21 protein-coding genes and 1 pseudogene are annotated in these 22676 nt (G+C 72.9%); 11 read left to right on the top strand and 11 right to left on the bottom strand.

What is annotated here, in order from left to right; translation table 11 throughout:
* The first annotated feature begins 21 nt into the window (after window positions 1-21).
* Window positions 22-1215 (top strand): serine/threonine-protein kinase, encoded by a 1194-nt coding sequence (locus DZA62_RS10250; protein ID WP_116948784.1) that lies wholly within the window; start codon window positions 22-24, stop codon window positions 1213-1215.
* Here DZA62_RS10250 and DZA62_RS10245 read toward each other — a convergent pair.
* Window positions 1199-3124: a vWA domain-containing protein gene (locus DZA62_RS10245; RefSeq protein WP_157987589.1), complete on the bottom strand. Its 1926-nt coding sequence runs from the start codon at window positions 3122-3124 to the stop codon at window positions 1199-1201. The genes DZA62_RS10250 and DZA62_RS10245 overlap by 17 nt on opposite strands.
* 112 nt (window positions 3125-3236) lie before the next feature.
* Here DZA62_RS10245 and DZA62_RS10240 point away from each other — a divergent pair, with 112 nt between their 5' ends.
* The gene (locus DZA62_RS10240) at window positions 3237-3740 is read left to right on the top strand and encodes a helix-turn-helix domain-containing protein (RefSeq protein ID WP_232827347.1); all 504 of its coding nucleotides are present in this window, start codon (window positions 3237-3239) and stop codon (window positions 3738-3740) included.
* A gap of 6 nt (window positions 3741-3746) precedes the next feature.
* Here DZA62_RS10240 and DZA62_RS10235 read toward each other — a convergent pair whose 3' ends face one another.
* Window positions 3747-4625, bottom strand: a complete 879-nt coding sequence (locus DZA62_RS10235; RefSeq protein WP_116948781.1) for an NAD(P)-dependent oxidoreductase — start codon at window positions 4623-4625, stop codon at window positions 3747-3749.
* A gap of 87 nt (window positions 4626-4712) precedes the next feature.
* Here DZA62_RS10235 and DZA62_RS10230 point away from each other — a divergent pair, with 87 nt between their 5' ends.
* The 3 genes from DZA62_RS10230 (at window position 4713) to DZA62_RS10220 (ending at window position 6066) form a co-directional block, all read left to right on the top strand.
* The gene (locus tag DZA62_RS10230; protein WP_116948780.1) at window positions 4713-5048 is read left to right on the top strand and encodes a winged helix-turn-helix transcriptional regulator; all 336 of its coding nucleotides are present in this window, start codon (window positions 4713-4715) and stop codon (window positions 5046-5048) included.
* A gap of 54 nt (window positions 5049-5102) precedes the next feature.
* Window positions 5103-5354: a hypothetical protein gene (locus tag DZA62_RS10225; protein WP_116948779.1), complete on the top strand. Its 252-nt coding sequence runs from the start codon at window positions 5103-5105 to the stop codon at window positions 5352-5354.
* Between the two features lie 208 nt (window positions 5355-5562).
* Window positions 5563-6066, top strand: coding sequence for a hypothetical protein (locus DZA62_RS10220; protein ID WP_116948778.1), 504 nt, complete (start codon window positions 5563-5565; stop codon window positions 6064-6066).
* 166 nt (window positions 6067-6232) lie between these two features.
* Here DZA62_RS10220 and DZA62_RS10215 read toward each other — a convergent pair whose 3' ends face one another.
* The 5 genes from DZA62_RS10215 to deoC all read right to left on the bottom strand — a co-directional run bounded on the left by DZA62_RS10215 (window position 6233) and on the right by deoC (window position 11317).
* The gene (locus DZA62_RS10215; RefSeq protein ID WP_198663613.1) at window positions 6233-7078 is read right to left on the bottom strand and encodes a glycine betaine ABC transporter substrate-binding protein; all 846 of its coding nucleotides are present in this window, start codon (window positions 7076-7078) and stop codon (window positions 6233-6235) included.
* Between the two features lie 172 nt (window positions 7079-7250).
* On the bottom strand, window positions 7251-7640 hold the full coding sequence (locus DZA62_RS10210) for a VOC family protein (RefSeq protein WP_116949086.1): 390 nt from the start codon (window positions 7638-7640) through the stop codon (window positions 7251-7253).
* An 80-nt stretch (window positions 7641-7720) separates the two neighbouring features.
* Complete coding sequence (locus DZA62_RS10205) at window positions 7721-10093, bottom strand: ATP-binding cassette domain-containing protein (RefSeq protein ID WP_116948776.1); 2373 nt, start codon at window positions 10091-10093, stop codon at window positions 7721-7723.
* A gap of 31 nt (window positions 10094-10124) precedes the next feature.
* Complete coding sequence (locus DZA62_RS10200) at window positions 10125-10535, bottom strand: VOC family protein (RefSeq protein WP_116948775.1); 411 nt, start codon at window positions 10533-10535, stop codon at window positions 10125-10127.
* A gap of 59 nt (window positions 10536-10594) precedes the next feature.
* Window positions 10595-11317, bottom strand: coding sequence for a deoxyribose-phosphate aldolase (deoC, locus tag DZA62_RS10195; RefSeq protein WP_116948774.1), 723 nt, complete (start codon window positions 11315-11317; stop codon window positions 10595-10597).
* A 48-nt stretch (window positions 11318-11365) separates the two neighbouring features.
* On the opposite strand from deoC, the gene DZA62_RS10190 reads away from it, so the two are divergent.
* From DZA62_RS10190 to DZA62_RS10165, 6 genes are all read left to right on the top strand, one after another.
* Window positions 11366-12067 (top strand): GntR family transcriptional regulator, encoded by a 702-nt coding sequence (locus DZA62_RS10190; protein WP_116948773.1) that lies wholly within the window; start codon window positions 11366-11368, stop codon window positions 12065-12067.
* 107 nt (window positions 12068-12174) lie between these two features.
* Entirely contained in the window at window positions 12175-14727 is a 2553-nt protein-coding gene (locus DZA62_RS10185) for an amidase (protein WP_116948772.1), read from the top strand.
* Between the two features lie 125 nt (window positions 14728-14852).
* Window positions 14853-15356, top strand: a complete 504-nt coding sequence (locus DZA62_RS10180; RefSeq protein WP_116949085.1) for a TetR/AcrR family transcriptional regulator — start codon at window positions 14853-14855, stop codon at window positions 15354-15356.
* Between the two features lie 311 nt (window positions 15357-15667).
* Window positions 15668-16312 (top strand): class I SAM-dependent methyltransferase, encoded by a 645-nt coding sequence (locus DZA62_RS10175; RefSeq protein WP_116948771.1) that lies wholly within the window; start codon window positions 15668-15670, stop codon window positions 16310-16312.
* A complete protein-coding gene (locus tag DZA62_RS10170) occupies window positions 16305-17129 on the top strand; it encodes an oxygenase MpaB family protein (protein ID WP_116948770.1) in 825 nt (274 codons plus the stop codon). The genes DZA62_RS10175 and DZA62_RS10170 overlap by 8 nt, the downstream gene beginning before the upstream one ends.
* Window positions 17126-17899 (top strand): aminotransferase class IV family protein, encoded by a 774-nt coding sequence (locus DZA62_RS10165; protein ID WP_116948769.1) that lies wholly within the window; start codon window positions 17126-17128, stop codon window positions 17897-17899. The genes DZA62_RS10170 and DZA62_RS10165 overlap by 4 nt, the downstream gene beginning before the upstream one ends.
* Here DZA62_RS10165 and DZA62_RS35645 read toward each other — a convergent pair.
* The 4 genes and pseudogenes from DZA62_RS35645 to DZA62_RS10150 all read right to left on the bottom strand — a co-directional run bounded on the left by DZA62_RS35645 (window position 17886) and on the right by DZA62_RS10150 (window position 22519).
* The gene (locus DZA62_RS35645; protein ID WP_157987588.1) at window positions 17886-18026 is read right to left on the bottom strand and encodes a hypothetical protein; all 141 of its coding nucleotides are present in this window, start codon (window positions 18024-18026) and stop codon (window positions 17886-17888) included. The genes DZA62_RS10165 and DZA62_RS35645 overlap by 14 nt on opposite strands.
* Window positions 18026-18757, bottom strand: coding sequence for a tetratricopeptide repeat protein (locus DZA62_RS36810; protein WP_157987587.1), 732 nt, complete (start codon window positions 18755-18757; stop codon window positions 18026-18028). Before DZA62_RS36810 ends, DZA62_RS35645 begins: the two co-directional genes overlap by 1 nt.
* Window positions 18754-20303, bottom strand: a pseudogene (locus tag DZA62_RS37540) (phytoene desaturase family protein). Before DZA62_RS37540 ends, DZA62_RS36810 begins: the two are co-directional and overlap by 4 nt.
* 62 nt (window positions 20304-20365) lie before the next feature.
* Window positions 20366-22519 (bottom strand): MMPL family transporter, encoded by a 2154-nt coding sequence (locus DZA62_RS10150; RefSeq protein WP_198663610.1) that lies wholly within the window; start codon window positions 22517-22519, stop codon window positions 20366-20368.
* Window positions 22520-22676: the final 157 nt, after the last annotated feature.

Here is a 22676-nt window from a genome sequence, read left to right as displayed (position 1 = left end):
GCCCTCGCTAGGGTCTGATCCGTGGGTGAGGTGTTCGCGGGCCGCTACGAGCTGGTCGACGTACTCGGCCGCGGCGGCATGGGCGACGTCTGGCGGGTCTGGGACCTGCGCGAACGCGTGTTCCGTGCGGCCAAGCTGCAGCGTCAGTCCGACGGAGCGGCACTGCTGCGGTTCGTCCGCGAGTCCTCGACCCGAGTCGACCACCCGCACGTCCTCACCCCGGCCGGCTGGTGGGCCGACGACGGCCGCGTCCTGTTCGCCATGCCGATCGTCGCCGGTGGATCGGTCGCCGTCCTCCTCGCCGACCACGGCGTCCTGGGGGAGTGGTGGGCCGCGACGCTGGGTGGCCAGCTGCTCGACGCGCTGGCCGCCGTGCACGCGGCGGGCATCGTCCACCGCGACGTGAAGCCGTCGAACCTGCTGCTCGAGGCGACCGGGACGGGCCGGCCGGTGCTGCGGCTGTCGGACTTCGGCATCGCCGCCGGGGTCGACGAGCCGCGGCTGACGCGGCACACCGAGGTCGTGCACACGCCCGGCTACTCGGCGCCGGAGGCCCGCCGTGGCGCCGATCCCGATCCGCGGCACGACCTCTACGCCGCCGGGGTCGTGCTGATCGAGCTGCTCACCGGCCGGCGCCCGGGGCGGTCTGGCTCGCCGTCGGAGTCGCTGGCGGAGTCGGTGCCGGAGTCGGTGCCGGCCGGGCCGCTGGCCGGGGTGATCGGGCGCCTCGTGGCCGCGGATCCCGACGACCGCTTCGCCTCGGCCGACGAGGCCCGAGCCGCACTGATGGCCGTGCCGGTGCCACCGCCCGCCCTCGACGCCGAGCCGGTCGAGGTCTTCGACCAGCTGCCGCCGTGGCCGGCCGGCTGGGGTCCCGGGGGACCGGTGCCGGCCGCCCCGCCGGCGACGGTCGCCGACTCCGCACCGATCGCGCAGCCGGCGACGGCTGGACCTGCGGCCACCGGACCCGCCGCACCGCAGGCCCGGCCCACGGTGAACGGCGCCGAGGCGGCTCAACCGTCAGCCGTCACCGCCGGAACCTCGTCGACCGGCACCACGACGCCCTCGGCCCGGCCGGCCGCGCTCGGCGCTCAGGCGGCCGAACCCGCCGCGCCGGAGCGGCCGGCGTCGAGGAGGGTGCCGCGGTCAGCGATGGTCCTCGCCGTGATCGGCGTCGGCCTGCTGGTGGCGGCCGTCGTCACGGCGTTGACGTAGCCCGGTTCCGGCGGACCAGCCAGCCCGCCCCGGCCAGCGCCAGCACCCCGGCGACCCCGAGCCCGATCGGCGTCCACGGCGGCTCCGACCCGCCACCGCTGTCGTCGTCGCTGGTCAGCGCCTGGTCCTCGGTCGCCTCGTCGCCCGGTGTCGCGTCATCGGCCGGCTGCTCCTCAGCGGAGTCGCCCTCGTCGCCACCGGACACCAGCGTCGAGTCGGCCACCGGGGGAGTGAGGCCATCGATGTCGGCGTACTCGGCGGCGCCCTCGCCGGCGGTGCCGTTCGTCCGCAGCGTCAACGTGTAGGGGAGCGGGTCGCCCATCTCGCCGTAGGACACCTGGACGTAGCGCAGCCCGGGCATGCTGGTGCCGTCGCTGAACTCGAGCCGGTTGAGGTAGCCGACGGTGAGGGTCTGGGCTCCCGTGCGGTACGGCGAGCCGACGGCGATCATGCCCCAGGTGTTGCCGGTCCAGTCGGCTGGTTGGTCGCCGTAGAAGTCGACCGTCCCCACGTCGCGGACCGGTCCGGAGATCTGGACGGTGGGACCGACGTCGATGCTGGTCACCTCGGGCACGACGCCGTCGAACTGCGCCTGCAGGTTCTGGCCCCAGTCGAGCGGGATCGCGAGCACCTGCGTCTCACCCGGGTTGATGTCGAAGGCGTAGGTGCCGTCGGAGACCACCGGGGCGTTGGACGTGGACGTGCCGGGCACCACGTCGGTCGCCGGGTCGCCCGGTACCAGGGTCTCCCAGGTCGGCGGGCCGGGAGCGGCCACGAGGTCGCGGCCGGACGGGTCGGCCAGCGGCGGCTCCTCGTACACGACCACCTCGACCGGCTGCCCGGCGAGGTCGGCCCTGATGTTCTGGACCTCGTCGACGTGCACGTAGATGACGTCGGCGGTGTTGCACGCGTCGTCGGGGAGTTCGCTCCAGGTCATCGCCGCCGTGTACCCGAGGTTGCCCATCGGGAACGAGCTGCGGCCGCCGCACTCCATGCCGTCAGGGTCGGCGTAGAGGTAGACCGACATCCAGTTGCCCATGTTGCCGATGTCGGCGGAGTAGTGCGCGATGCCGACGTGGATCGTGCTGCCGGGTGCGGTGCGTTCGACGCGATACCAGAGGCCGTCGTTGAGGGGGACGGTGTCGAGGTACTGACCGGCGGTGACGACCGGCGCGTCCGCCGGCGAGGCGGCGCCCTCGATGGGCGTGCCGGTGAGGTCGAACGGACGCGACGCACGGGTGGTGGAGGTGTCGAGGGACCGGACGAGGTCGTCGGCGTCCTTGGCGTCGTAATAAGTGCCGTGGCCGTTCTCGGCGATGCAGCGCAGCTTGTCGCGGGCCGCGGTGTCGACGTCGAGTCCGACGACGTCGATGCGCACGTCGACACCGCCGCCGGCCAGCTGGGTCGCGACCTCGCACGGGTCCGGCGCGCAGGTGGGTTCGCCGTCGGAGACGAGGACGATGGTGCGTGGGCCCTCGGTGCCCAGGTCCTTCCCGGCCTCCTGCAACGCGTAACCGATCGGAGTTTCGCCGTACGGTTCGTAGTCGTCCAGGGCCGCGGTGAGCGCGTCGCGGTTGCCGGTGCCGGGTGTGGCGATGAGCTGGGAATCGGTGCACGCGCCGGGATCGTTCTGCGAGAACACCTCGGCGCCGTAGACGCGCAGCCCGACCTCCTGATCGTCCGGCAGCCCCGCGATGACCTGCCGCAACGCGTCCTTCGCCGCGTCGATGCGGGTGCCGCCGTCCGGCGTGGCCTCGGCCATGGACCCGGACGAGTCGAGCACCAGCAGCATCCGGCTGCCCGGATCGATCGGCTCCTCCGGCGCGATCGCCGACGACGGCGCGGGGAACGCCACCGTGGTCGCGACGACCGCGGCGGCGGCCGTGAGGGCGGCGGCGAGACGGATCATGGCGACTCCCGGAAGCGGATTTGCACTTGCAAACTCGATCCGAGTCTGGACCGCGAACACCGCGCGTGTCAACATGGTTGCAGCTTTACGGGTGCAAATCGTGGGAGGGCACGTGGCGGACGTCGACGCCAGTCGCGCGGCGCAGCGCGAGATCTACGGCGAGCCGCTGGGCGTCGTCGTCGACCGTTGCCGTGCGACGCTGGGCCTGACGCAGGGGAGGGTTGCGGCGTTGCTCGGCATCTCCGCGCCGATGCTGTCACAGCTGGTCAGCGGGCAACGCATCAAGATCGGCAACCCGTCGGCCGTCGAGCGGCTGCGGGTCATGGTCGAGGTCACCGACGCGGTCGCCGGCGGCAGGTTGCCGGTCGCCGACGCCATCACGCGCATCGAGGCGGCCGGCGCGCCGGGCGAGGTGCTCACCGGCGCGACCACCCGGCGCGCGTCGGCGCGCGAGACCGCCGAGCAGGTCCAGAGCCTGTTCCGCCGCGTCGCGTCGGCGCCCGACTACCTCGCCGCGGCGGACCAGGTCGCGGACGCCCACCCGGAGATCGCCGAGCTGCTGCGCGTCTACGGCGCCGGCCGCACCGACGACGCCGTCGCGCACCTGCTCGGCTGAGCCCGCCTACGGCGTCCCGAGCACCTCGGTGAGGGCGGCGATGCTGTCGTCGCCGTGGCCGGCGCCGGCCGCCTTGCGCACCAGGTCGTGCAGCGGCCGCAGCCACGCGTCGTCGACCTTCGACTCGCGGGCGAACTCGACGTCCCAGTCCGCGCCGGCGAGGAACAGGTCGACGGACGACGCCCCGGCGCTGTAGTCGCGGGCGTCGATCTCGGCGGCGAACACGGGCAGGATCTCCCCGATCATCTGCAGCCAGCGGACCGTGTAAGGGACCAGGTCGGCGGCCGCGATGCCGCGGGTGCGGGCCGCCGCCGCGCCGGCGAAGAAGCCGACGAGCGTGGGGAGCAGGGTGGCGCCGACGGCGGACTCGTAGAACTTCGCGAGGTCCGGCTCGCCGCCGAGCAAGATGGTGTCGCCGCCGAGCACGCGCAGGGTGGCCACGTGCTCGGCGAAGAGCGCCGCGTCGCCGGCGTAGTAGAGCAGCGTGCCGGGCCGGCCGACCGCGTCCGGCACGTCCTTGACGGCGCCGTCGAGGAATCGGACGCCGCGCTCACCGGCCCAGGACGCGAACTCCCGGGCAGCGGCGGGCGTGCCGCTGTTCAGGGTGACGAGCGTGCGGCCGGCCAGCGTCTCGGCCACTGGGCCGAGGACGCGCCGGGTGTCGTCGTAGCCGGTCAGGCACGCGACGACGAGCGGGCTCGCCGCGACGGCGTCGCCGGCGGTGGCCGCCTGCCGCGCGCCGGCGGCCACGAGCGGCGCGGCCTTGTCCGGGGTGCGGTTCCAGACCGTCGTCGGGTGCCCGGCGGCGAGGAACGCGCGTGCCAGGGCACTGCCCATGGAGCCGAGGCCGAGGACGGTGACCGCGGCGGGTTCGTGGTGCGTCATGCCCTCGATGCTGCGGGTTGCACCTGCAGATCCGCAAGTACCTACAATTCTGTTCACTACCCACATTCTTGTATGTCAGGAGGTCAGATGGCCGGGCGAACGTACACCTGCGGCCTCGACGCCGCCATCGCCGTCATGGGCGGCAAGTGGAAGGGCCTCATCCTGTTCACCCTCCAGGACGGTCCGCTCCGCTTCGGCCAGTTGCGCCGGGAGGTCGGCACCATCAGCGAGCGCATGCTGATCCTGCAGCTGCGCGAGCTCGAGACCGCCGGCCTGGTGCACCGCGAGGTGTACCAGCAGGTCCCGCCCAAGGTGGAGTACTCGCTCACCGAGTTCGGCCGGTCGCTGAACACCGCGCTGGCACCGCTGGGGGACTGGGGCGAGCAGAACATGGACCGCATCGAAGCGATCCCGTTCGAGTAGTTCCCCACAATGCAGCGCGCCGCTACGCTGAGGTCACATCCGGGGGAGGCGGCGGTGCCGATCAGGTGGGCTCGAACGATCGCTCTGACGGCGACGACCGCAGTCGCCGCGCTCTGTGCGGCCGGCACCGTCGGGGCCGGCCCGATCTCCGCGAGCGGCGCCGGCATCTGCATGCCGTGGCCGGAGAACGGCCTGGCCACGGTGGGGCAGTGGCTCCCGAACACCGGCCCCGCGAAGATCACCCTCACCGACGTCGCCCTGCGTGAACCGGCGCCCACATCGCGCCCGGGGAGGTACGTGCGCTGATCCTCGTCGTCCGCCGCACGACCGACGCGCCGGCCACGATCCGCGGCTTCGACATCTCCTACCTCGACGCCGGCCGGTCCCACCGAGTGACGATGGAGTGGGACATCATGCTGGTGACGGATGTGCGCACCTGTCCCGGCTGGAACCCGACCTGAGTACGGAGAACGCAGCGCGCCGGTGGGCTCGGAGGGCCACACTGACGGCCGTCGTGGCGGTGGCGGCCCTCTGCGCCGCCGGCGTTGTCGAGGACGGCCCGCTGGCCGGGCTCACCACCGAGGTCGGACAGCGATCCCGGGACGGTGGCCCGGTGACCATCAGCTACGTGCTGCCGAACGACGGATCTCGGGCCGTCACGATCACTCACGTGGGGCTGCTGAACTCCGACGGACTCACGCTGGAGGCGGCGCATGTGGTGCCGGGGCGGTTCCCGATCGGTGGCCCGTATCCGCCAGAGACGAACGACGAGCACTGGGCCGACTATGCGCTCACCTGGCGGCAGCGGGTCGACGCGGTGGGGGCGGTCGTCCCGCCCGGCGGCGGCCACGACCTGGTCGTCGGGCTGCGACCCGGCCGCCCGGGCGCGTCGACCATCGACGGCGTGGAGATCACGTACACCGAAGGCGGCCGGATCTACAGACTGGAGTCGCGCATGAAGGTGACGATCTGCATCGGGTCGAGGTGCTCATCTGACTGGCCCGGCGACGCCCGCTGACCCACGACGCACAACGGTCCGGTCGAAGGGGAGCGTCCGACACGAACCTCTTCCGGCGCTCCCCATCTCCACTACTTGACATAATGTGCATTATCGGCGTTACGCGATCGGGCCTGGACCTGCGGTTCCGTGCGGGCCGGAGCACCCGGCCCGCACGGCGACGACGTCAGCCCTGCAGCGTGTCCAGCCAGTCGGGATTCGTCTCCAGCCACTCGGCGACGGCTTCGGCCTCCTGGCCTTCGCCGTACTCGTTCACGACCAGGTTCTCCAGCGAGCCGTACTGTTCGTCGTCGAGCCAGGCGTTGCCGATCATCTCCGCGAGGTCGGCGTGCTCCTCCTTGAAGTCCTTGCTGCTGAGCACGTGCAGGCTCTCGGGTTCGCCGAGGGCGCCCTGCGGGTCCTCCAGGTCCTTGACCGGGAACGCGTTGTTCGCCCAGAACGGCCGCCACAGCGTGACGACGATGTCCTCCTGCGCGTCGATGGCGTTGGACAGCTCCGCCAGCATCGCCACGGTCGACGACGTGATCAGCTCGTACTCGGCGTCGAGGCCGTACTGCGGCATGACGTCGTTCTGGGTGATCTCGGTGAGCCCGGCGCCCGACTCGATGCCGACGATGCGCCCGCCGAAGCGCTCGGCGTTGCCGGTGAGCTGGTCGATCGAGTCGATGTCGGTGTACTCCGGCACGGCGAACGTCAGGACCGCACCGTCGTAGTAGGTGGCGAGATCCTCGATGTCGTCGCCGAACTCGTCCATGTACTGCGCGTGGGTGACCTCGGGCCACGACGACGGCATGAGGTCGATGTCGCCGTCGGCGAGGCCGGTGTAGAGCGGCCCGTTGTCGGCCAGCTCCTGGATCTCGACGGTGTAGCCCTCGTCCTCGAAGATGTCCTTCCAGAGGTAGCCCATCGACAGGTAGTCCGTCCACGACGAGATGACGCCGATGGTGATCGTGTCGTCGTCTGAGCCGCCGTCGTCTCCGCAGGCCGCGAGCGTCAGCCCGAGTCCCAACACGGAGGCCGTGGCGGCGATGGTCTGTCGTCGAGTCCGTCCGAACCGCAAAAGGTGTCCCTTCTCGTTTCGTGCAATTTCGCATGGCAAATGGATCAGGCTACAAGACGGCGGGCCGCCCACCTTCGGGCGGCCCGCCGTCGGGGCCATGCTGGGCGGGACGTCCCGCCAGGGTTCACGCGTTGGTCGCGGCCTTCCAGAGGTGACCGTCAGGGTCGCTGAACGTGCCGGAGTAGCCGCCCCACTCGGCGGCCTTGGCCGGCTTGAGCACCGTGGCGCCGGCGGCCACGGCGGCCTGGATGACGTCGTCGACCTCCTGGCGCGTGTCGGCGATGTAGTGCAGCGCGAAGCGGCGGAACCCCGAGCCCTCCGACTCGACGCCGGCGTCGCCCGCCACGGCCTCCCAGCGGTACAGCGCCAGCTTCGTGGCGCCGCCGCCCAGACGGACCAGGGCGAAGCCCGGGTGGTCCTGTTCGAGCTCGCCGCCCATGCCGTCGGCGTAGAACTTCTTGGCGCGGTCGATGTCCTCGACACCGAGCATGACCACGTTCACCTGCAGCGACATGATGTTCTCCTTGCCTTCCAGTGAGTACACCATCACGCTACGGCGCCCGGCGCCGGCCGGGCTTCTCGATTCCTGACGGATCAGCCGCCGACGTACTCGGCGAGGTGCTCGCCGGTCAGTGTGGACCGCGCCGCGACGAGGTCGGCCGGCGTGCCCTGGAAGACGACCTGGCCGCCGTCGTGCCCGGCGCCGGGCCCGAGGTCGATGATCCAGTCGCCGTGTGCCATGACCGCCTGGTGGTGCTCGATGACGATGACCGACTTGCCGGAGTCGACCAGCCGGTCCAGCAGGCCGAGCAACTGCTCGACGTCGGCCAGGTGCAGGCCGCTGGTGGGCTCGTCGAGGACGTACACGTCGCCCTTCTTCTCGGCCATCTGGGTGGCCAGCTTGAGCCGCTGCCGCTCCCCGCCGGACAACGTGGTCAGCGGCTGGCCCAGCCAGACATAACCAAGGCCGACGTCGTCGAGGCGGGCCAGGATCGTGGCGGCCGCCGGCGTCTTGGCGTCACCGGACGTGAAGAACGCCCGCGCCTCGGCGACCGGGAGGTCGAGCACCTCGGCGATGTTCAGCTCGCCCAGCCGGTACTCCAGGACCGCGGCCTGGAACCGCTTGCCGCCGCAGTCGTCGCACGGCGTGGCGACGGTGTCCATGAAGCCGAGCTCCGTGTAGACGACGCCGGCGCCGTTGCAGGCCGGGCAGGCACCCTCGGAGTTCGCGCTGAACAGCGCCGGCTTCACGCCGTTGGCCTTGGCGAACGCCTTGCGGATGGGGTCGAGCAGCCCGGTGTACGTGGCTGGGTTGCTGCGCCGCGATCCGCGGATCGCGCTCTGGTCGACGGCGACGACGTCGTCGCGGCCGGACACCGAGCCGTGGATCAGCGAGCTCTTGCCCGACCCCGCCACACCGGTGACGACGACCAGGACGCCGAGCGGGATGTCGACGTCGACATCCTGCAGGTTGTGCGCCGACGCGCCGCGGATCTCCAGCACGCCGGACGGCTCTCGCACCGACGACTTCAGCGCCGCGCGGTCGTCGAGGTGCCGCCCGGTGACGGTGTCGCTGCCGCGCAGCCCGTCGACGGTGCCCTCGAAGACCACTTCCCCACCGCCGGAACCGGCGCCGGGACCGAGGTCGACGACGTGGTCGGCGATGGCGATGGCCTCGGGCTTGTGCTCGACGACGAGCACCGTGTTGCCCTTGTCGCGAAGCCGCAGCAGCAGGTCGTTCATGCGCTGGATGTCGTGCGGGTGTAGTCCCACGGTGGGCTCGTCGAACACGTACGTGACGTCGGTGAGCGACGACCCGAGGTGGCGCAGCATCTTGATGCGCTGCGCCTCGCCGCCGGACAGCGTGCCGGACGGCCGCTCGAGGCTGAGGTAGCCCAGGCCCAGCTCGACGAACGAGTCGAGGTTCGCGCCCAGCGCCGCCAGCAGCGGCCCGACGGACGGCTCGTCGAGCCCGCGGATCCACTCCGCGAGGTCGGTGATCTGCATGGCGCACGCCTCGGCGATGTTGATGCCCTTGACGCGCGACGACAGCGCCGGTTGGTTCAGCCGGGTGCCACCGCAGTCAGGGCACGCGGTGAACGTGGCGACCCGCTCGACGAACGCGCGGAGGTGCGGCTGCAGGGAGTCGACGTCCTTGGACAGGAACGACTTCTGGATGCGCGGGATGAGGCCCTCGTAGGTCAGGTTCATGTTCTCGAACTTGATCTTCGTGGGCTTCCGGTAGAGGAGGTCGTCGAGTTCCTTCTCCGTGTACTTCGCGATCGGCTTGTCCGGATCGAAGTAGCCGGAGGCGGCGAAGATGCGCACGTTCCAGCCGTCGGCGTTGTAGCCGGGGATCGTGAACGGGCCCTCGCTGAGCGACTTGCTGTCGTCGTAGAGCTGCGTGAGGTCGATGTCGGAGACGCTGCCGCGGCCCTCGCACCGCGCGCACATGCCGCCGTGGTAGATCGCGTCGCGGACGACGGTCTTCTCGCCGTGTCCCTTGTCGGTGGTCATGACGCCGCTGGCCTTGCGCGCAGGCACGTTGAACGAGAACGCGGGCGGCGGCCCGATCTGCGGCTCGCCCAGCCGGCTGAACAGGATCCGCAGCATGGCGTTGGCGTCGGTGACGGTGCCGACGGTCGAGCGCGGGTTCGCGCCCAGCCGTTCCTGGTCGACGATGATCGCCGTGGTCAGACCCTCGAGCAGGTCGACGTCCGGCCGCGAGAGCGACGGCATGAAGCCCTGCAGGAAGGCGCTGTACGTCTCGTTGATCATCCGCTGCGACTCGGCCGCGATGGTCTCGAACACCAGCGAGCTCTTGCCCGAACCGGAGACGCCGGTGAAGACCGTCAGCCGGCGCTTCGGGATCTCGATGCTGACGTCGCGCAGGTTGTTCTCCCGCGCGCCCTGCACGCGGATGAGGTCGTGGCTGTCGGCAAGGTGCGGCGCGGCCGCCTCGCTCATCGTGTCTCCATCTGTCCGTCGTACGTGCACATCAGCGCAGCTCGCTGATGCGGATGAGGTTCCCGGCGGGGTCGCGAACGGCGCAGTCGCGCACGCCCCACTGCTGCTCCAGGGGCTCCTGGACGATCTCCGCGCCGCTCCCCCGCAGGCGCTCGAAGACGCCGTCGAGGTCGTGGGTGGACATCAGGATCCCGGCGTAGCTGCCCTTCGCCATCATCTCCGTGATGGTACGGCGCTCCTCCGACGTCACGCCCGGATCGGCGGCCGGCGGTTCCAGAACGATCGACGTGGCGGGCTGGCCGACCGGGCCGACGGTGATCCAGCGCATCCCCTCGTAGCCGACGTCGTTACGGACCTCGAAGCCGAGGACGTCGCGGTAGAAGGCGAGCGCGGCGTCCGGGTCGTCGTGCGGCAGGAAGCTCGCCTGGATGGACAGGTCCATGCTGGTGACGCTAGGTGCGACCAGGTCGGCGGCGCTTCTCGATTCCTGACCGGTCGCCGTCAGCCGCGCCCGGCCCGCCGCCCCGCCAGGTCGTCCAGCACGGCCGCCGTCGTCGTCGCGCCGAACCGCGTGGCGCCGAGGTCGCGTAGTGCCAGGAGCGCGTCCAGCGTGCGCACGCCGCCGGCCGCTTTCACGCCCACCGACGGCGACACGCTGCGGCGCAGCAGCGCGACGTCGGCGGCCGTGGCGCCGCCGGCGGCGAACCCGGTGCTCGTCTTCACGTACGCGGCGCCGGCCCGCTCGGCCGCGGCGCAGCCCGCGATCTTCTGCTCGTCGGTGAGGTACCAGGTCTCCAGGATCACCTTCACCGGCCGGCCGTCTGCGGCGGCCACGACGGCGGCGATCTGGTCCTCGACGTACGCGAGGTCGCCGTCGCGCAGCCGCCCGATGTCGATGACCAGGTCGATCTCCCCGGCGCCGAGGGCGACGAGCTCGGCCGTCTCGTACGCCTTGGCCGCCGTGGTGGCGCCGCCGTGCGGAAAGCCGGCGACGGTGCCGACGGCGACCCCGCTCCCCCGCAGCTCGTCCGCCGCCAGTGCGACGTCGGCCGGTCGCACGCACACCGACGCGGTGTCGCGGTCCCGCGCCGTCGCCAGTCCGGCCAGGACGTCGGCCCTGGTCAGCTCCGGGCGCAGCAGTGAGTGATCGATCAGTTTCGCGACGTCCCGGACGGACGGCAACGGGCCGGCGTAGCGCGGGGCGTCGATCGAGGCGACAGACACGGCGGTCTCCTTCCAGCAGCAACGGTCTAGACAGCCTAGACTGATGATATGCCCGCTCCGCAACCGCTGTACGAGCGCATCGAGAAGCGCCTGCGCGCCCGGGTCGACACCGCCGCCGACGGCGACCCGTTCCCGTCCGAACAGCAGCTGGCCCGCGAGTTCGGCGTGGCCCGCATGACGGTGCGCCAGGCGCTGGCCGGGCTGGAGCGCGACGGCCGGCTGGAACGGTTCCCCGGCCGCGGCACCTTCGTGCGCGCGCCCGCGGCGGTCCGGCCGGTCGGGACGCTGCTGAGCTTCCACGACCAGATGGTCGCGGCCGGGCGGACGCCGAGGTCGCGGCTGCTGGAGGCCTGCGTGCGCCCGGCCGGCGACGACGAGGCAGCGGCGCTGGCGCCCGGCGGCGAGGTCGTCGCCGTCACCCGGGTGCGGCTGGCCGACGACGTCCCGGTCGCGGTCGAGCGGGCCGTGTTCGCGGGGTCGCTCGGCGCGCTGCTCGACGCCGACCTCGAGTCCGGCTCGCTGCACCAGGCGTTGCGGCGGCTCGGGCTGCGACCCACGCTCGGCTCGTCCGTGCTGACGGCCGGGACCGCCGGCCCCGACGCCGCCGCCCTGGGCGTCGACCCCGGCACGCCGATGCTGATCGAGACCCGGACCATCGTCGACCAGCACGGCGCTCCCCTCGAGCACACCGTGAGCCGCTACGTCGCCGAGCGGTACGCCCTGAAGGTCGATTTCACCGTGGCGGGCTGAGCCCCGCATTACGCCCCCGCGACCGCCCGGAAATCCGTCCGCAACGCCCGGCTGGTGAAGTTTCACCGTTTGCACCGGTGATCATCGATCCACCAGAGAGGGGCCACATGCGGACCAGCGTGTCGAGAGGCCGCGCGGCCGTGGCGGGCTGCGCCGTCGCGGCACTGACGACGGCCGTCCTACTGCCGGCGGCGCCCACCGGCGCCGTGACCAGCGTTCCGGCCGGCAACGGCGCGACGTGGCAGCTCCACGATGCCGCACCACCGGGGTTGGACACCGGCAGCATCCGCGCAGTGAGCAACGCGCCGATCGAGGGGTTCGGCAACATCTTCGTCCGCGTCGACGGGCCGGAGGGCACGGCGGAGCCGCGGCTCAACGGGGAGATGATGCGCGGCTTCGGCCTCACGTACGACGGAGTCGACACGTTCGAGCCGACCCGCTCCGTCCAGCTGGGCGACGTCCGCATCACCCGCGAGGTGACGGTCGACGGCCCGGACGGCTGGGCCCGGTTCTTCGACACGTTCACCAACACGGGCCGCGAGGCGGTCACCGTCGAGGTCTCGTTCGGCGGCTCCCTGGGCTACGGCGCCGCTCAGAACCAGGGCGCCATCCGGGCGACGTCGAGCGGTGACGCCGTCGTCGACGGGCAGGACGCGTGGACGCTGGCCGCCACCCCGAACGCGGCGCAGCGGCCGGTCGGCGTCGTGCTCGGCGCCCCCGGCGCGCCTGGCACGTTGGATCGCACCGGCAACCAGCAGCGCGACCCGTTCGTGACCCCGATGGCGACGACCGGGCACGAGGCCAACTTCCAGGGCTACGTCAGCTCGTTCACCGTGCGGCCGCGTGAGACCCGGTCGCTGGCCCGGTTCGTGACGGCCGGCGCGACCGGCGGCGGCGCCCAGGCGGCCGCCGCCGAGCAACTGGCCGCGCTCGCGGCCCGGCCCGACTTCACCGGCCTGACGACGCTGGAGCGCTGCACGCTGGAGAACTGGGACCCGTCGCAGCTCGGCGTCACCCGCTGCCCGTCCGCCAGGCAGCTGGCGACGCCGTCGGCGGGCCCGCAGGTCCCGGCCTACACGACGTCCTCCTATGACGTCGTCAACGCGTCGATCGACGAGCTGCTGAGCGACCTCGAGGCCGGTGTGACGACGTCGGCCGAGATCACCCGCGCCTACCTGGACCGGATCGCGGTCTACGACGGCGGCCCGCTCGGCTACCACTCGTTCATCCACGTCGCCGACGACGCGATGCGGCAGGCCCGCGCCGCCGACCGGGCCCGGGCACGCGGCGCGACCGGCGAACTGCTGGGCATCCCGATCGCGATCAAGGACCTCTACGACACCGCCGACATGCCGACCACCGGCGGCACGCTGGCACTGGAGGGCTGGCAGCCCGAGACCGACGCCTACCAGGTCGAGCGGCTGCGCGACGCCGGCGCCGTCATCATCGGCAAGGCGAACCTGAGCGAGTTCGCCAACTCCGGCGGCTACAGCGAGAGCGGCTGGGGCCAGGTGTGGAACGCGCTCTACCCGTCGAAGACGTCGTTCGGCTCCAGCGGCGGTTCCGCGGTCGCCGTCGCGGCCGGCATGGCGGCCGGCGCCCTGGGCAGCCAGACCGGCGTGTCGCTCTACGCGCCGTCGACCGGCAACAGCCTGGCGACGTTCCGCGGCACGGACGGCATGGCCAGCCTGCGCGGCATCATGCCGCTGAGCTGGGCGCAGGACTACGGCGGCCCTATCGCGCGCACCGTCACCGACCTCGCGCACCTGCTCAACGCCACGACCGGCACGGACCCGCTGGACCCGCTGACGGTGGAGGCCGACGCGCGTCGGCCGGCGGACTGGACGGCGCACCTCGACGCAGGGGCGTTGTCGGGCACGCGGATCGGGTACCTGCCCGCGTCGTTCGTGTCCTCGTACGCCGACGACGGGACGGGCGCCGCCGTGCGGGCGCACTTCGCCGACCTCAAGGCGGCCGGCGCGACGATGGTCGAGCTGGGCGCGCCGCCGAGCGGCGGGCCGTCACCGTCCGGGAGCCGCAGCGAGGAGGGCTGGGCCCGCTACATCGAGCTGCACGACGACTTCCCCTACCCCGACGGCGACGCGCTGCTCGCCTCGCCCCTGGTGCTGCCCTACAACCAGCGTGCGTTGCGCGACACCCCGCGCATGACGACCGAGCAGGTCGACGCGTGGCTGGCCTACCGGGCGAACTACAAGGCGATCATCGCCGGCTGGATGGACGCGGCCGACGTCGACGCCGTGGTGTATCCCGGGTTCATCAGCGACATGTACAACAACGACGCGGCCGGCAACCAGCTCACCGCCGACCGCGCCACCGGCGTGCTGACCTCGAACGTCGGGCTGCCGACGGTGGTCGTGCCCGTGGGTGCGAGCCCGCACGGCTACTCGATCTCGATGCAGCTGGTCGGCCGCGCGTGGGACGATGCGACGATCCTGGGCATGGGCTATGCGCTGGAGCAGCGGACGCGGGGTCAGCAGGTGCCCGACGACGCGCCGCCGCTGGAGTACCGGCCCGACGCTCGGCCGCACGCCGTTCCGGAGATCTCCCCGCTGGTTCCGGGGAGAACCCCGGCGGCGACCGGGGCGCGTCTCTTCGGCCCGCTCGCCGCGGACACGGAGCAACGCGAGAACGACGGATGATGTCATCGATGCCATCGGCTGCGTGGCATCGATGACACGCGGTAGGGTCATCCGCGTCTGAGGCCATATGTGGGGAGTTCTCCGGAAGATCCGGATAACTCCCCACATCGACGAGACGGGTGGAGATGCGGGCGGACGGACGGCGCAACCGCGAGGCGCTGGTGACGGCGGCGGCGAAGGTGTTCGCCGAGGCCGGCGCCGACGCCCCGCTCGACGACGTCGCACGGCGGGCCGGGGTCGGCAACGCGACGCTGTACCGTCACTTCCCCACCCGCCGGGCATTGCTGGCCGCCGTCTACGCGGACGAGCTGGCGGCGCTGCGGGATTACGCGGAGCTGCTGCGCGAGCAGGAGGCGCCGGACGACGCGCTGCACGCGTGGTTGCGGGCGGTGGCGACGCAACTGGCGCACACCCGCGACCTCGCCCTCGCCGCCGACGGTGACTGGTACGCGTCCGTGCGGGCGACGGTGTCCGGGCTGCTCACGGCGGCGCAGCGGGCCGGGGCGGTCCGGCCGGAGCTGACGGCGGGCGACCTGCTGGCGCTGGTGCGCGGGGTGGCGCTGACGGCGACGTCGTCGGACCAGCAGGCCCGGCTGCTCGAGCTCGTGCGGCACGCGGTCGCCCGCTGACGCCCGTCCCCCGGCCCGGCCGCCGTGCCTCGTCCCCGATCCCGCGGCCGGCGAACGGAATGACCGCGTTCAGCCGATCTCCGCTCCCACGAGGCCGACGAGGGTCTGATGCGGGAGACGCACCCGCGACGGGCTGGCGCCCATCCGGCCGCGCCCACGTGGCCCGGACGCAGGGCATCATGAGGCGTGCTGCGCATCACGACGCATGCATGCCTCGGTGAGCGGGAGAACGCCTGGTGTCGTAGGCGATCCCCGATCACGCCGCCGCCCCACCACCGACAATCGGCGTCACTCCGCCTAGGCTGGACGTGATGACGACCGAGGACCCCGACGAGGCCGCCCGGCGGCTGGCGGCGGTGTCGCTCGCGGCCGACGACCCGACCGGCTGGTTCGAGCGTCTCTACGCCGCCGCGGCCGACGGTGCCGCCCTCGTGCCGTGGGACCGGGGCGCGCCGCATCCGCTGCTCGTCGACTGGGCCGACGGCCGCGAGCTGGGCGGCGGGAGTGCCCTCGTCGTGGGCTTCGGGCCCGGGTTCGACGCCGAGTTCCTCGCCGCTCGCGGCGCGACGACCACCGCGTTCGACATTTCCCCCAGCGCCGTCGCGGCCGTACGCGGACGGTTCCCCGGTTCGTCCGTCGACTACCGGACGGCCGACCTGCTGGCGCCGCCGCCCGAGTTCCGGCAGGCGTTCGACCTGGTCCTCGAGGTGATGACGGTGCAGTCGATGCCGCCGCGGTACCACCCGCCGGCCACGGCATCGGTCGCCGGGTTCGTCGCGCCGGGCGGGACACTGCTCGTCATCACGATGGTGGCCGGCGACGGCGCTGCCGCGGCGGGCCCGCCCTGGCCGCTCACCCGGCCGGAGATCGACGCGTTCGGGAAGGACGGCCTGCGTCCGGTGGCCATCGAGCGGCCGGAGCAGCGGTGGTGGCGGGCGGAGTTCCGACATGACTGACGACTTCGGCCTGTTCGGCCCCGACAGCGTGAGCTGGCGGGTGCACCGCGAGCCGGTGCTGTGGCTGGCCGGCATCCGCGCGCTGTACCTGCAGGCGCTGCACCCGCGTGCCGTCGCCGGGGTCGTGCAGAACTCCGACATCCGGCGCAACTGCTGGCCGCGGCTCATGCGCACCGCCGAGTACGTCGGCACCGTCGTCTACGGCACCACCGATCAGGCCGAACAGGCCGGCCAGCGGGTCCGCCGCATCCACGACCGCCTGCGTGCCCGCGACCCCGGCACCGGTGAGGAGTTCCGCGTCGACGACCCGCACCTGCTGCGCTGGGTGCACGTCACGGAGGTCGAGTCGTTCGTGTCGACGGCGCGCCGGGCCCGCATCGGACTCTCCGACGCCGACATCGACCGCTACTACGCCGAGCAGACCCGCGCCGCCGCACTCGTCGGACTCGATCCCGCCACCGTCCCGGACAGCGCCGCCGCCGTCGACGAGTTCTACCGGTCGGTCCGGCCCGAGCTGGCCCTCACGGCCGAGGCCCGCGACGTCGCCCGGTTCCTCACCCTCCCGCCGATGCCGGGCCGCGTGGTCGCGATCGGCAGGCCCGCGTGGCTAGGGCTGGCGACGACGGCGGTCGCGCTGCTCCCCCGCTGGGCGCGCCGGCTGTACCGGCTGCCCGGCCTGCCGACGACGGACGTCGCCGCGTCGCTGACGGTCATCGGGCTGCGCGGCGTGATCAACGCGCTGCCGGTGCGCGAGGGGCCGATCTACCGAGAGGCGATGCAGCGGGTCGAGCGGGCTCGCGCCGAGGTCGCCGCGTGATCGTTCAGCGCAACGGCGTCGAGGCGACGACCGCCGATCTCGCGCCGCTCGCGTTCGCCGGCTACGCCCACTTCACCGCGATGCAGGTCCGCGACGGCCGGACTCGCGGCCTCGACCTGCACCTGGACCGGCTCCGGCGCGCCTCGCACGAGCTCTTCGGCCGCGCCCTCCAGGACGACGTGGTCCGCGAGCACCTGCGGACGGCGCTCGCGGCCGGGCCGGCCGACGTCTCGCTGAGGGCGACGGTCTACTCCGGCGCCGACGACGCGCCACTGGACCTGCTCGTGCGCACGGGACCACCCGCGTCGCCGCCCGTGGGTCCGCTCGCACTCGCCGTCGTGCCGTACGAGCGCTACCTGCCCGCCGTCAAGCACGTGGGCGAGGTCGCGAAGTCGCACGTGCTGCGCGTCGCCGCCCGCGACGGCTTCGACGACGCCGCGTTCGTCGACCGCGCCGGCCGGCTCACCGAGGCGTCGATCTGGAACCTCGCCTTCTGGGACGGCTCCGCGGTGGTGTGGCCGGTCGCCGACGTGCTCGGCGGCGTGACGATGGGCATCCTGCGCCGCCGCCTCGCCGCCCTCGGGCTCCCCCAGCGCGACGCCGAGGTGCGGCCGTCCGATCTGCCCGCCCTCGCGGGCGCGGTCGTCCTGAACTCGTGGACCCCGGGGGTGCCCGTCGGCCGCGTCGGCGCCACTCCCCTGCCCGACGCCCCCGGCTTCGTCGCCGCGCTGCACGAGGCCTACGCCACCGAGCCGCTCACCGCTCCCTGACGGCTACCCGCGCGATCCAGATGACCGTCAGGACCGGGAGCAGCACCAGGTTCGCGACGCGCTCACCCGGGTCGAAGTGGCCTTCGCGCGGCCGTACGAGAAATTGCGCGGCCACCTCCATCGACATCAGCTACGCGTGAACGACGGCGTCTCGCCGGCCTCGGCGCGCCGCAGCCAGCCGGCCGCGCCGTCCGCCCACACGGGCCGCAACCCCGCTCCCGCCGCCTGGTCGACGGCATCGCGGAGGGCGGCGAGCCCGTCGTCGCGGCGGCCGGCGACGAGCAGGGCCTGCCCGAGCGACAGCGACGCGCTGGCCAGCAGCCGCGGATCGGCCAGTTCGACGCGCAGTTCCAGGGAGCGGCGCAGGTGGTCGACGGCCTCGTCCGGCCGCCCGGACACGACCAGGTGGAAGAACCCGACGTGCCGGTAGGTCTCGGACCGCGTGTACAGGTCGCCGTGCGCGCCGGCCTCGGCAAGCGCCTCGCGGAAGTACGGCATCGCGGCATCCCAGTCGTCGCGCAGCACCTGGTGCACGAGCCCCACGCCGAACAGCGACTCCGCGACACCGGCGCGGTCGCCGACCGCCCGCCGCAGGTCCAACGCCCGCGTGAACAGTGCTTCCTCGGCCTCGATCGACGACGGCGCCAGCTCGGCCAGCGCCGCGCGGCCGCCGTCGATCACGCGGTAGTGCAGCGCCATCGCCTGCCAGTGCAGCGTCGCAGCCTCGGCGACCTGGTCGCCCGCCGCCTGAGCCGTCGACAACGACGCGGCCAGGGCAGCGTCGGCGGCATCGAAGTCGCCGGTCACGAACGCGGCCGCCAGCACGGGCTCTGCGCCACGCGGGAGGGTGGCACTCATCGGCCCGCGCCCAGCACGGCCATCGCCGCGGCCCGGCCGGGGATGCCGCTGACCCCGCCGCCGCGCCGCGCGCCGGCCCCGCATAGCAGCACCCGCGGGTGCTCCGTCTCGACGCCCACCGGCCGACGTCGTCCGGCGACTCGGCGAACGGCCAGGACAGGTCGCGGTGGAAGATGTGCCCGCCGGGCAGCCCGACCGATGCCTCGAGGTCGACGGGTGTGCGCGCGTCGAGGCACGGCCGGCCGTCGGCGTCAACGGCGAGGCAGTCCTCGATCGGCTCGGCCAGGACGGAGTTCAGTGAGGCCAGCGTCGCCTTGACGGCGGCCGCGCGGGCGCCTTCGGGGTCGGACCGGAACAGCCGCGCCGGCATGTGCAGGCCGAACAGCGTGATGGTGTGCGCGCCCGACTCACGCAGCGACGGCCCGAGGATGGACGGGTCGGTGAGCGAGTGGCAGTAGATCTCGCACGGCGGCAGCTCCGGCACGGACCCGGCCGCGGCCTGCGCGTACGCCGTCTCCAGCTGTGTCAGTGACTCGTTGACGTGGAACGTCCCGCTGAACGCGGCGCCCGGGTCGACGTCGGAGCGCAGCCGCGGCAGCCGGGTCAGCAGCAGGTTGAGCTTCAGCTGGGCGCCCTCGGGCGGCTTCCCCGGCGCCGTGCCGAGCAGCCCGGCCAACGTCGACGGCGCACAGCCGGCCAGCACGTGCCCCGCGCCCACCGACCTCGCCCCGCCGTCACGTGACGTGAACACCACCTCGCCGCCGTCGGCGTCGATGGCCGTCACCGTCGCCCTGGTGACGATGACGGCGCCGGCCGCCACCGCCGCGTCGCGCAGCGCACCGCTGACCGCACCCATGCCGCCGACCGGGACGTCCCAGTCTCCGGTCCCGTTACCGATGACGTGGTAGAGGAAGCACCGGTTCTGCCGCAGCGACGGCTCGTCGACGGCGGCGAAGGTGCCGATCAGCGCGTCGGTGAGGACGACGCCGCGGACGACGTCGTCGGCGAACGCCGCCCGCACCACCGATCCGACCGGCTGTTCGAACAGCGCCGTCCACGCCTCGTCCGAGCCGACGAGGTCGCGCACGGCCGCCCGGGAGAGCAGCGGCGACGTCAGCGTGGGCGCCAGACGGCGGGCCACCTCGCCGGTCATGGCGTAGAACCGCTCCCAGGCGTCGTGGTCGGCGGCGGGACCGTACGACGCGCGGGTCGCCTCGCGCGATCCGGTGTCGACCAGCAGTCCGCCGTCGCCGACCGGCGTGTACGACGAGTACCGGCGCCGCCGCAGCGTGATCGGCAGCGCCAGCTCGTCCGCGATCTGCCGCGGCAGCAGCGACACCAGATAGGAGTAGCGCGACAGCCGGGCGTCGACGCCGGGGAACGGCCGCTCCGAGACGGCCGCTCCCCCGACGTGGTCGAGGCGTTCCAGCACCAGCACGCTGCGTCCGGCGCGGGCCAGGTAGGCGGCGGCGGTGAGGCCGTTGTGCCCGCCGCCCACCACGACGGCGTCGTACCGGGCCCGCAGCGTCGAGAGATCGTCAGCCATGCCCGACATCCTCACGCGCACCGCTCCGCCGCCGCTACCCGGGACCGCCCTCAGCCAGAGCATCAGCCGACGGGGGTGAGCTCGCGGCCGGTGTCGGTGCTCACGGCCGGCCGCGAGCGGCGCAGCCAGCGAGGCGCCCACCAGTTCGCGTTGCCGAGCAGCGCCATCGCCGACGGCAGCACGACCGCCCGGATGACCACCGCGTCGATCAGCACCGCCACCGCCAGGCCGACGCCCATCTGCTTCATCTCCAGCACCCGCATCGCGGCGAACAGCCCGAAGACGGCCACCATGACGAGCGCGGCGCTGGTGACGGTACCGGCGGAGGTGGTGATGCCGGAGCGGACGGCGTCACGGATCGGCAGCCCGCGGTCGGCGGCCTCGCGGATGCGGCTGACGACGAACACGTGGTAGTCCATCGACAGGCCGAACAGGATCACGAACAGGAACAGCGGGATCCACACCACGACCGTCCCCGTCGAGGTGAAGTCCAGCAGCCCTTCGGCCCACGAGTACTGGAACACCAGCGCCAGCACGCCGAACGCGGCCACCGTCGACAGCAGGTTCACGAACACCGTGGTGAGCCCGATGACGACGGAGCGGAACGTCACCGTCATCATCACGAACGCCAGGACGAGCACGAACGCGATGATCCACGGCAGCTTCGCGGCCAGGTTGTCGTTGTAGTCGACGCCGCCGGCGACGTCGCCCGTCACCGCCGTCTCCACGCCGGGCAGCGCGCCCACCGTCGCCGGGATCAGCTCGTCACGCAGGACGGCCAGCGAGTGCTCGGCCTCCTCAGAGTCCGGCCCGAACGGCACGCCGACCCGCAGCGAGCTGATCCGGCCGTCCGCCGACTGCTCGAGGACCGGCTCCTGGTCGTGGGCGAAGTTCTCGTCGGCGGCGGTGCGGGCGGCCAGGTCCTCCAGCGCGGCGCGGACCTCGCCGGCGTCGGCCGCGGGCGCCTCGACGACGACGTCGTGCGCGCCGCCGGTGCTCGGGAACGCCTCGACCAGGCGGTCGTAGCTCTGCATGACGGGCAGGCTGCGCGGGAAGGCGGCCTCGTCGGGGTTGGCCAGCCGCAGGTTCAGTGCGGGCGCGGCCAGCGCGAGCAGCGCCAGCACCGAGACGATCAGCGCGACGGCGGGCCGGCGCAGCGCCGGGCGCAGGACGGCCGGCCAGAACCGGGGCGGCCGCTGCTGGTTCGTCAGCCGCCAGAGCACCGGGACCCGCGGCCGGTCGATGCGGTGGCCGAGCTTGGCGAGCAGTGCCGGCAGCACCGTCAGCGAGCCGGCGACGGCGATCGCGACGACGAGGATCGCGCCGGTGGCCATCGAGGCGAAGTTGACGTCCGCGGCCAGGTAGAGCCCGGCCATCGACACCGCGACGGCCAGTCCGGACACGACGACGGAGTGGCCGGACGTCGCGGCGGCGATCTCCACGGCCTGCAGCGTGTCCCGCCCCTTGGCCCGTTCCTCGCGCTCGCGGCGCAGGTAGAACAGCGAGTAGTCGACGCCGACGGCCATGCCGATGAGCAGCACCAGGTGGGTGACGGTGCCGCCGTCGGGCACCACGTACGACGCCACCGCGTACAACCCGATCGCCGACCCGACCGACGAGATCGCCAGCAGCACCGGCACGCCGGCGGCCAGGATCGCGCCGAACGCGAGCAGCAGCACGAGCAGCGTGATCGGCAGGCTGAGCACGGCGATCGTCCCGAGGTCCTCCTCGAGCAGGGCGAAGAAGCCCTTCATCACCGACGCCTCGCCGGCCTGCTCGACCAGCAGGTCCGGGTTCCGCTCCTGCACTCCGGCGGTGACGTCGAGCAGTGCCTGGACGTCCTCCTCGGCCTGTTCCTCGTCGCCGGTCATCGTGACGGGGACGGTGACGGCGGCGCCGTCGGGCGAGGTGACGGGGTCGCCGACGACGTCCACCTCGGGCAGCGCCGCCATCCGCTCGGCGATCTCCGCGGCCGCCGCGTCGGCGTCGCCGCCGGCCGGGGTGATGAGGACGTTCTCGGTGATCGGCGCGTCGAGGCCGCCCTCGTCGAGCATGCGGTCGGCCCGGCCGGACTCGCCGATGCCGAGGTCGAGCTGGCTGGCCTGCTGGATGCCTGCGACGCTCATCGCGGCGAGGCACAGCACCACGAGCGCGAACCAGCCGCCGATCGCGCGACCGGGGTGGGTCGCGCTCCAGCGCGCGATGCGGACGGTCACGGGTGGACGGGAGTAGCGGGAGCTGGTGGTGTGGGACACCGGACGGCCCTCCGGGCAGGTGATCAACAGGTCGCCCACCATGCTGGTCGTGGCCGTGCGACGGCACACTGGTGCCAGGTACCGGCCCTGGGTGGGGCTATCCCCCCGGTTTTCTTTC

The sequence above is a fragment of the Jiangella endophytica genome (assembly GCF_003427025.1).
Lineage (GTDB): Bacteria > Actinomycetota > Actinomycetes > Jiangellales > Jiangellaceae > Jiangella > Jiangella endophytica.
The sequence above is the reverse complement of the archived record's forward strand: the minus strand, read 5'-3'. Positions and strand labels throughout refer to the sequence as shown.

Bases quoted from the DNA above. Each gene is read 5' to 3' on its own strand.
- DZA62_RS10245 (WP_157987589.1), bottom strand. From the start codon at position 3,124: ATGATCCGTCTCGCCGCCGCCCTCACGGCCGCCGCCGCGGTCGTCGCG.
- DZA62_RS10235 (WP_116948781.1), bottom strand. From the start codon at position 4,625: ATGACGCACCACGAACCCGCCGCGGTCACCGTCCTCGGCCTCGGCTCC.
- DZA62_RS10230 (WP_116948780.1), top strand. From the start codon at position 4,713: ATGGCCGGGCGAACGTACACCTGCGGCCTCGACGCCGCCATCGCCGTC.
- DZA62_RS10210 (WP_116949086.1), bottom strand. From the start codon at position 7,640: ATGTCGCTGCAGGTGAACGTGGTCATGCTCGGTGTCGAGGACATCGAC.
- DZA62_RS10205 (WP_116948776.1), bottom strand. From the start codon at position 10,093: ATGAGCGAGGCGGCCGCGCCGCACCTTGCCGACAGCCACGACCTCATC.
- DZA62_RS10200 (WP_116948775.1), bottom strand. From the start codon at position 10,535: ATGGACCTGTCCATCCAGGCGAGCTTCCTGCCGCACGACGACCCGGAC.
- DZA62_RS10190 (WP_116948773.1), top strand. From the start codon at position 11,366: ATGCCCGCTCCGCAACCGCTGTACGAGCGCATCGAGAAGCGCCTGCGC.
- DZA62_RS10185 (WP_116948772.1), top strand. From the start codon at position 12,175: ATGCGGACCAGCGTGTCGAGAGGCCGCGCGGCCGTGGCGGGCTGCGCC.
- DZA62_RS10180 (WP_116949085.1), top strand. From the start codon at position 14,853: ATGCGGGCGGACGGACGGCGCAACCGCGAGGCGCTGGTGACGGCGGCG.
- DZA62_RS10175 (WP_116948771.1), top strand. From the start codon at position 15,668: ATGACGACCGAGGACCCCGACGAGGCCGCCCGGCGGCTGGCGGCGGTG.
- DZA62_RS10170 (WP_116948770.1), top strand. From the start codon at position 16,305: ATGACTGACGACTTCGGCCTGTTCGGCCCCGACAGCGTGAGCTGGCGG.
- DZA62_RS35645 (WP_157987588.1), bottom strand. From the start codon at position 18,026: ATGTCGATGGAGGTGGCCGCGCAATTTCTCGTACGGCCGCGCGAAGGC.
- DZA62_RS36810 (WP_157987587.1), bottom strand. From the start codon at position 18,757: ATGAGTGCCACCCTCCCGCGTGGCGCAGAGCCCGTGCTGGCGGCCGCG.